The organism is uncultured Planktosalinus sp., from assembly GCF_963973675.1.
In the GTDB taxonomy this organism is placed as follows: domain Bacteria; phylum Bacteroidota; class Bacteroidia; order Flavobacteriales; family Flavobacteriaceae; genus Planktosalinus.
On the sequence record NZ_CAXBAN010000098.1, the window covers coordinates 1 to 7,945 of the forward strand.

Below are 7,945 nucleotides of genomic sequence, written 5' to 3' on the forward strand. Positions count from 1 at the left end.
ATCGAAGCTTCACTTTCGTGGGGAACAATTTCGGCTTTATAACCAAGGCTTGAGGTCAAAATCGAAGTTTGCTGGGCTACCAGATGTGTAATGGGGTCTGGATACCAGGTTTCAGATTTTCCGAAATGCAAATAGGCGTTGTAAAGAATGCTTAACAATACATAAGTCCCCAAAAAGAGAACGAGAAAGCGGATAACAGATTTGTATTTAAGGAAAAGTGCCTTCAATAATTGTGTGTTCGTTTAGACAAAAATAGAGAAAAGAGCCGGATAAATAAATCCACAGGCGTTTGACAAAGAAATAAAACATGAAGGAATTTAGTAGCATTAAGGCTTCTATCTTAACTACCCTTAACTCCTTAATGGTTTAAATAATGAGTATAAATCCATATAATCCGCATCATCAGTATGCCAAAAAAATAAAACATGTAAGAATTTAGTAGCATTAAGGCTTCTATCTTAACTACCCTTAACTTCTTAATGGTTCAAAAAAACTAAAACATAATACTCAACAACTCCTCGGTAGTAATGTCTTTAAAATAGTGTTTCATATCAAATTGACTCCATGCTTTTTTAATTGCCTGTTCCTCATGTGGCAAGTTCACGAGTGCTTCTTCTATGGGGGCAATATCCTTGATATGAAAAAAATCGCCGGTGATTTGGGCTTTTTTGATGATTCCTTTTTCCACGTCCAGATGTACTTCAATGACGCCTCCTTCTGAGCGCATGCCTTGCTGAAAGTTATAATCGGGTGAGCGGCCAAAGTTCCATTCCCAGGTAGCATATTTTTCATCCCTGATGGTTTGAATTTTAGCCAAATCTTCTTTTGTAAATTCATACATTTTGGCTTGGGGAAAGGTGTCGAGAATATGGCTTAAAATCTTATCAGTAAATTCGTGAAGGCTAAGCGGCTCTTTGAGGTGATCACTGATATTGGTCACTCGCTTTGGAATCGACTTTGTGCCACGGCCTTTGTATTTTAACGGGTTTATTTTCAAAGCCCCCGAAATGTCTTTCATTTCGGAAGCAAATAACAAGGTGCCGTGGTGCATCACCTTGTTTTTAAACACATGCTCTGCATTGCCTGAAAACTTTTTGCCGTCTATAGTGAGGTCATTTCTTCCTTCAAACTTGGCATCGACCCCAAGGTTTTGAAGCACTTCAAGAATGGGCTTGGTATAGCGTCTAAAATCAACCATATCTTCGTTATCACTGGTTCGGGTAAAGGTGAAATTGAGGTTGCCCAGGTCGTGATAGACTGCCCCACCACCCGATAGGCGGCGCACCACTTTAATTTCTTTTTCACCCACATAATCCAGGTTGATTTCGGCCAGGGTGTTTTGGTGTTTCCCCACAATGATGGCATTGTCGTTTTGCCACAACATAAAACAATCTTCCTCGATGTGTTTAAAAATATACTCATCGGTGGCAATGTTGAAGTAAGGATCTGTACCGATATGTTTTATACAAAGCATGGTCTGTTATTTTTTTGATGTTAAATGTAGCCTTTTCTGAATTTAGTCAAAAGAAAAACATATGAAACTCTTTAATTTGAATAATCGGCTTGTTTTTTTACAAATTAATCTTCTGGATTTCATATCTCTGCAAATAATTTTACTCACAATCTTTTCAGATGTTGACGTTTTATTTAACAAAAATATAGAATTGAGGTTGTATTCTCGTTAACTGAAAATAAATACTTTTGCCTAAACATTTTTATTATGACATTTAACCAATTAAAACCCGAAGTTTCAAAAATACTAAGTTTTGATAACGCCTCTCCTGATGAAAAACTCACAAAAGTTTGTGAGCTCCTTCAGGAACATATTTCCTATTATGACTGGGTGGGCTTTTACTTTGCCAATGAAGCGAAACGCACTTTACATTTAAAAGCCTTTGCCGGGGAGCCTACAGACCACACCGTGATTCCGTTTGGAAAAGGTATTTGTGGCCAGGTGGCTGTGTCCAACAACAACTTTGTGGTGCCTGATGTGAAGGCTCAAGACAACTACATAGCTTGCAGCATCACTGTGAAAGCAGAAATTGTAATCCCACTTTTTAAAGACGGAAAAAATATTGGGCAAATTGATATTGACTCCAATACCCCAGATCCTTTTACTGAAGAAGACGAGCGCTTTTTGGAATGGGTGAATGAACAGGTAGCGAAGATTCTTTAATGCTTAATAAACTTTTTACTCACCCGCTCACCAACCTCACTTTCAAACACCACAAAATACAAACCAGGGTTTAATGCTTTTACATCAATTTTTGAATGGCTATTTTCAAGAGTATTGTTTTGAAACAGTTTGCCATTGAAATCATAAACAGTACCTGTAATCAAATGGTTTGAGATATTTTTTATGTGTAAAGTTTCTTTAACAGGATTGGGGTATACAGCAACGCTATTTTGACTAAAGCTTGTAGCAGACAACAACACACTGTTATAAACCGCCCAGTCGCCCTCAACGTTTTCTATAGTGAGTTGGAAGTGGCCATAAACACTTTCGATCGAGTATGTGAATGGATTCTTAGGGATTGAAAAATTTTCTAAAAAAATAGAAAAATATGCGTCTTGAAAAAATAAAAAATCACCATCAACAAACACACATTCACCAAAAAAAGGATTTAATTCTATTTCAAAAATTTCAAAACCATTGTTATTTAGAAAATTTATATCAGACTGAAAATTGTCAAACTCACACAGTAAAACTTGTATTTCTTCATCAATCTCAAAAAATTCTATAGTTCCTATATATTCTGTATAATCTGTTATGTAGTAGCTGTTGTTGTCTATAATCACCTTTTCTAAAAACCAGTTATTTTCAAAAAGGATGGGGTCTTGGGCATAAAGTCCTCCCCCAGCCACTCCAAAAGAGGGGAGCATGTAAACTAATACAATTAAATTCAAATAGAATATTTTTAAGAATTTAAATTCTAGAATTTTCATAATAGTGGTTTTTATAGTTTAGATAAGTTTTTGGAGCCTTGAATTTCGCCATCACAGACTAAAATGATAGAATACAGCCCGGATGCAAAACCGGAGAGATCAATGGTGTGTGAATCTTCTACAGTTCCAAACTCACCTCTTCCCACTAACCTCTCATAACTATTTACATTCCTGTTCTAATCGCATCCACGGGGTTGAGTCTGGATGCTGATATGGCCGGGATAATTCCTGAAATCAACCCTATAATCCCGGAAACGATTGTACCGATTGCCAGGTTTTTGAGAGAAACTACAAATTGAAAATCACCCGTAAACATCGACGCGAGGATTGAGGCGATCCAAACAAAAAACAAGCCTATGAGTCCGCCAATAACAGCCAGTATCACTGCTTCAAATAAAAATTGATACAGTATAAACTTGTTTTTGGCTCCCAGTGATTTTTGGATTCCAATCAGGTTGGTGCGCTCTTTCACAGAGACAAACATAATATTGGCAATTCCAAAGCCTCCCACGAGCAAAGAAAAACCACTAATGAGCAGCCCCATAAAATTGAGTTGCCCGGTTAAATTGTCAATCATATCTGAAAAGCCTTTGAGTTCATTGATGAAGAAATTCTCAATGTCATCGGGTTTTAAACCTCGGGCTGCCCTGATGCGTTGTTTTACCTGAGCAATAAACTCTGCCTGATCTACGCCGCTTTCAGGTTTTATGACAATTTGAGGAAACGAGCCCCGGTTGTTATCACCATAAATGCGTCGCACCACATTCACCGGAAGATAGGCAGCGCCATCTTTTGAATTGCCAAACAAACCGGCTCCTTCTTTTTCAATCACACCAATCACATTGAATTTTCGACCATACATACGCACGGTTTTGCCAATGGGTTCCTCTTCATCAAAAAGGCTGCTGGCTATTTCATCGCCCAGTACTAAAACCGGTGCACCGCTTGCAGATTCTGCTTCATTAAAGAAACGTCCTTTGGCGAGTTTTAAGGCTTCAATGTCATAATATTCGTGCGTAATTGCGCCAATTTGGACTCTGGAAACCGTTTTATCTTCATAGCGAATGGCTTCCTGAGGCACATTCATTCCATAGGTAACCGCTTCCACATCATTGAGGTTTCTGGACAGGTATTGGTACTCTTCGTAGCTTACATCCGGAAATTGCTCACGGCGCCAACGCGGAATTGATGTGGGACCAAATGAATAACGCGCCACTACCAGTGTGCTGTTGTCAAGACCGCTAATGGAGTCTTCAATTTCCATTTTAAGCGAATCGACTGCCGCTAAGATTGCAATAATTGAAAATATACCAATGGTCACCCCCAGCAACGACAAAAAAGTGCGCAATTTATTATTTACCAATGCACTGATTGCAAAATTAAAACTTTCTTTTAACAGCCTGAGGTAGATTAGCATAAGGTGCTATTTAAATGATGTTTTTGATTCAATAAGTAGGACGTATTTCAGTTGGAAAAGTTACACTCTTTTTTTAAATAATTAAAAAGTGAGCTTTTTCAATCAAATATTGAAACTTCAGAGGGTAAAGTTTGAACTTTTTCTTTGTAAATACCTACTTTTGCACTTTTAGGGTTTGATATAAAATAACCTATACTAAACACAACACAATGAGCGATTTAAAAAAGGCCCAATCTGCCTTAATTTCTGTATTTAGCAAAGAAGGTTTAGCACCTATAGTTCAAAAGCTACACGAGCTGGGCATCACCTTATATTCTACAGGCGGCACTGAAACATACATCAAAAACCTGGGCATACCCGTTGTGCCTATCGAAGACATCACTTCCTACCCCTCTATTTTGGGTGGCAGAGTAAAAACCTTACATCCCAAAGTATTTGGAGGCATCCTCAACCGACAACACGTAGCCACGGATGTTTCAGAAATGGAGGCCTATGAAATCCCCCAGCTCGACCTTGTGATTGTAGATTTGTATCCGTTTGAAAAAACGGTTGCATCAGGAGCTTCTGAAAGTGATATTATTGAAAAGATTGACATTGGTGGCATTTCACTCATCCGTGCAGCGGCTAAAAACTTCAACGACACGCTTTGTGTTTCCTCTGTAGATGACTATGATGCTTTTTTAAACTTAATAAACGAAAAGCAAGGCGCCACTTCACTCTCTGACCGCAAACAGTATGCGGCCAAGGCTTTTCAGGTTTCTTCGCATTATGACAGTGCTATTTTTAACTATTTCAACACTACCGAAAACATTCCGGCACTGAAAATAAGTTATGGAAAAGGGCAGGCATTGCGCTATGGTGAAAATCCGCATCAAAAAGGTTTTTTCTTTGGGGATTTTGAGGCTGTGTTTGACAAAATACACGGCAAGGAGTTATCATACAACAATTTGCTGGATGTGGATGCCGCCGTACAATTGATGGGAGAGTTCAGAGGTGAACAACCCACATTTGCTATCTTAAAACACAACAACGCCTGTGGTGTGGCTCAGCGAGACAGCATAGCAGAAGCGTATAAAGATGCGTTGGCCGGCGACCCGGTTTCAGCCTTTGGTGGCATATTAATCAGCAACACAACCCTGGACGAAGAAACGGCTGCTGAGATTAACAACTTATTTTGTGAAGTGGTGATTGCCCCTTCATTTTCGGCTGAAGCGGAAGCCATTTTAAAAGAAAAAAAGAACCGAATTTTACTGGTGCAAAAGGGATTTGAGTTTGGAAATGAGCTGGTGCGAACTTGTTTAAACGGGGTGTTATTGCAAGAAAAAGACAGCATCACAGATTTACCTGAATCATTTTCTCAGGCAACAGACAATAAACCCACCAACCGGGAGTTAGAAGACTTAGTATTTGCCTCTAAACTATGCAAGCACACCAAGTCAAACACCATTGTTCTTGCCAAAAACAAACAGCTGTGTGCTTCAGGCACCGGTCAAACCTCAAGAGTGGATGCCTTGCGACAGGCCATTGAAAAAGCAAGGAACTTTGAGTTTGATTTAAAAGGAGCCGTGATGGCAAGCGATGCGTTTTTCCCGTTTCCTGATTGTGTTGAAATTGCAGACCAAGCCGGAATTACTGCTGTAATTCAGCCGGGTGGCTCTATCAAAGACCAATTAAGCATCGATTATTGCAATGAACATAAAATGGCGATGGTATTTACAGGAACACGTCATTTTAAACATTAATTTTTTTACATTTGTTTATTGCACTAAAATAGACCCTAAATAATATAACTCTGACAACAAACACACTATGGGATTTTTTGACTTCTTAACCGAGGAAATTGCCATTGACCTTGGAACCGCAAATACACTGATTATTCATAACGACAAAGTTGTGGTTGACAGCCCGTCAATTGTTGCACGTGACAGGATAAGTGGTAAAATAATCGCTGTGGGAAAAGAAGCTGCGATGATGCAGGGAAAAACTCATGAAAACATCAAAACCATTAGACCCCTAAAAGATGGGGTTATAGCCGATTTTGATGCGAGTGAAAAAATGATTAATATGTTCATCAAAGACATTCCGGCTTTGAAGAAAAAATGGTTTACGCCTTCTTTAAGAATGGTCATTTGTATTCCAAGTGGAATTACGGAAGTTGAAATGCGAGCAGTAAAAGAAAGTGCAGAACGTGTCAATGGGAAAGAAGTGTATTTGATTCACGAACCCATGGCAGCCGCCATTGGTATTGGTATTGATATTATGCAGCCTAAAGGAAATATGGTGGTCGATATAGGAGGTGGAACAACAGAAATCGCTGTGATTGCTCTCGGCGGAATTGTTTGTGACAAATCAGTAAAGATTGCCGGTGATGTGTTTACCAATGACATTGTTTACTTTATGCGCACCCAGCACAACCTCTATGTTGGTGAGCGCACTGCAGAAAAAATAAAAATTCAAATTGGTGCCGCCACTGAAGACCTTGAAAATCCGCCGGAGGAAATGTCTGTTCAAGGACGTGATTTATTAACCGGAAAACCCAAACAAGTACAAACCTCTTTTCGTGAAATTGCCAAGGCACTTGACAAATCCATTTTAAGAATAGAAGATGCCGTGATGGAAACCCTCTCACAGACACCCCCTGAGCTTGCAGCAGATATTTATAATACAGGAATCTACCTGGCCGGTGGTGGCTCTATGCTAAGAGGATTGGACAAGCGTTTATCACAAAAAACCGATTTACCGGTTTACATTGCCGAAGACCCTTTACGTGCAGTGGTTAGAGGAACCGGCATCTGTTTAAAAAACTTAAACAGATACAGAAGCATTTTGATTAAATAGAACACTTTATAAGTGCACTTTGCTTCTTAATTTAGAGAATTACCGTTGGGTTTTCTTTCCATAGAAATTACAACTTACAGCACTTTTTAACTATGCAGCAGATTATTAATTTTTTTATCAGAAACAAAAATTTTCTTTTGTTTATGCTGCTCTTTGTTTTTTCTTTATTTCTAACAATACAGTCACACTCCTACCACAAGAGTAAATTTGTACATTCGGCTAATTATGTAACAGGAAGTATTTACAGTTTGAGAAATGAAGTAACGGGGTATTTTGGACTCCGGTCTGAAAACAGGTTGCTTCTGGAAGAAAACAGTCGATTAAAAAACCAACTGCAACTTTTTCAAAACACACAAAAAAAACCTACAGACAGTGTGTTGTCCAAATTTGAATATGTCTATCGCCCCGCTGAAGTAATCAACAACAGTTTTTCAAAAGCCAATAACTACCTCACCTTAAAAGGAGGAAGCAATCAGGGATTTCAACCCTCCATGGGGGTCGTGACCGTTGACGGCATTGTGGGAATCACTGACCAGGTGAGCCCCAACTACACCACCGTTTTATCGCTTCTCAATTCCAAATCGAGTATTAGTGTGGCCCTTAAAGAAAGCGGGCATTTTGGCTCCCTTATCTGGGATGGTGAAAACCCCGGTACAATGCAGCTCATTGATATATCACGACAAGCTCCGGTGAAGGCAGGTGATACAATTATCACTGACGGAAGGTCAACGATTTTTCCAAAAG

Annotated in this window: 7 protein-coding genes and 1 pseudogene; 4 read left to right on the forward strand and 4 right to left on the reverse strand. The window is 39.2% G+C overall.

All coding sequences use genetic code 11. The annotated features are described in order from the left end of the window. Together AACY61_RS05390 and AACY61_RS05395 are read right to left on the reverse strand one after the other, a co-directional pair. A pseudogene (locus AACY61_RS05390) lies at positions 1–227 on the reverse strand (exosortase family protein XrtF); the annotation flags it as partial. A gap of 266 nt (positions 228–493) precedes the next feature. Continuing rightward, positions 494–1,474 carry a lipoate--protein ligase gene (locus tag AACY61_RS05395; protein WP_339610562.1) on the reverse strand — a complete coding sequence of 327 codons (981 nt, stop codon included), beginning with the start codon at positions 1,472–1,474 and terminating at the stop codon, positions 494–496. 246 nt (positions 1,475–1,720) lie between these two features. Here AACY61_RS05395 and AACY61_RS05400 point away from each other — a divergent pair, with 246 nt between their 5' ends. Continuing rightward, positions 1,721–2,176 (forward strand): GAF domain-containing protein, encoded by a 456-nt coding sequence (locus AACY61_RS05400; RefSeq protein ID WP_339610563.1) that lies wholly within the window; start codon positions 1,721–1,723, stop codon positions 2,174–2,176. Here the strand turns inward: AACY61_RS05400 and AACY61_RS05405 are convergent. Next, the gene (locus AACY61_RS05405; RefSeq protein ID WP_339610564.1) at positions 2,173–2,946 is read right to left on the reverse strand and encodes a T9SS type A sorting domain-containing protein; all 774 of its coding nucleotides are present in this window, start codon (positions 2,944–2,946) and stop codon (positions 2,173–2,175) included. The two genes, AACY61_RS05400 and AACY61_RS05405, sit on opposite strands and share 4 nt — an antisense overlap. A 163-nt stretch (positions 2,947–3,109) precedes the next feature. Beyond that, on the reverse strand, positions 3,110–4,363 hold the full coding sequence (locus AACY61_RS05410) for an ABC transporter permease (protein WP_339610565.1): 1,254 nt from the start codon (positions 4,361–4,363) through the stop codon (positions 3,110–3,112). 209 nt (positions 4,364–4,572) lie between these two features. Between AACY61_RS05410 and purH the strand changes: the two genes are divergently transcribed. The 3 genes from purH to mreC form a co-directional block, all read left to right on the forward strand. Beyond that, positions 4,573–6,105: a bifunctional phosphoribosylaminoimidazolecarboxamide formyltransferase/IMP cyclohydrolase gene (gene purH / locus AACY61_RS05415; protein WP_339610566.1), complete on the forward strand. Its 1,533-nt coding sequence runs from the start codon at positions 4,573–4,575 to the stop codon at positions 6,103–6,105. Between the two features lie 67 nt (positions 6,106–6,172). Next, positions 6,173–7,201 (forward strand): rod shape-determining protein, encoded by a 1,029-nt coding sequence (locus tag AACY61_RS05420; protein WP_339610567.1) that lies wholly within the window; start codon positions 6,173–6,175, stop codon positions 7,199–7,201. A 143-nt stretch (positions 7,202–7,344) separates the two neighbouring features. Then, on the forward strand, positions 7,345–7,945 hold a 601-nt coding region (mreC, locus tag AACY61_RS05425), incomplete at its 3' end, for a rod shape-determining protein MreC (protein WP_339610568.1).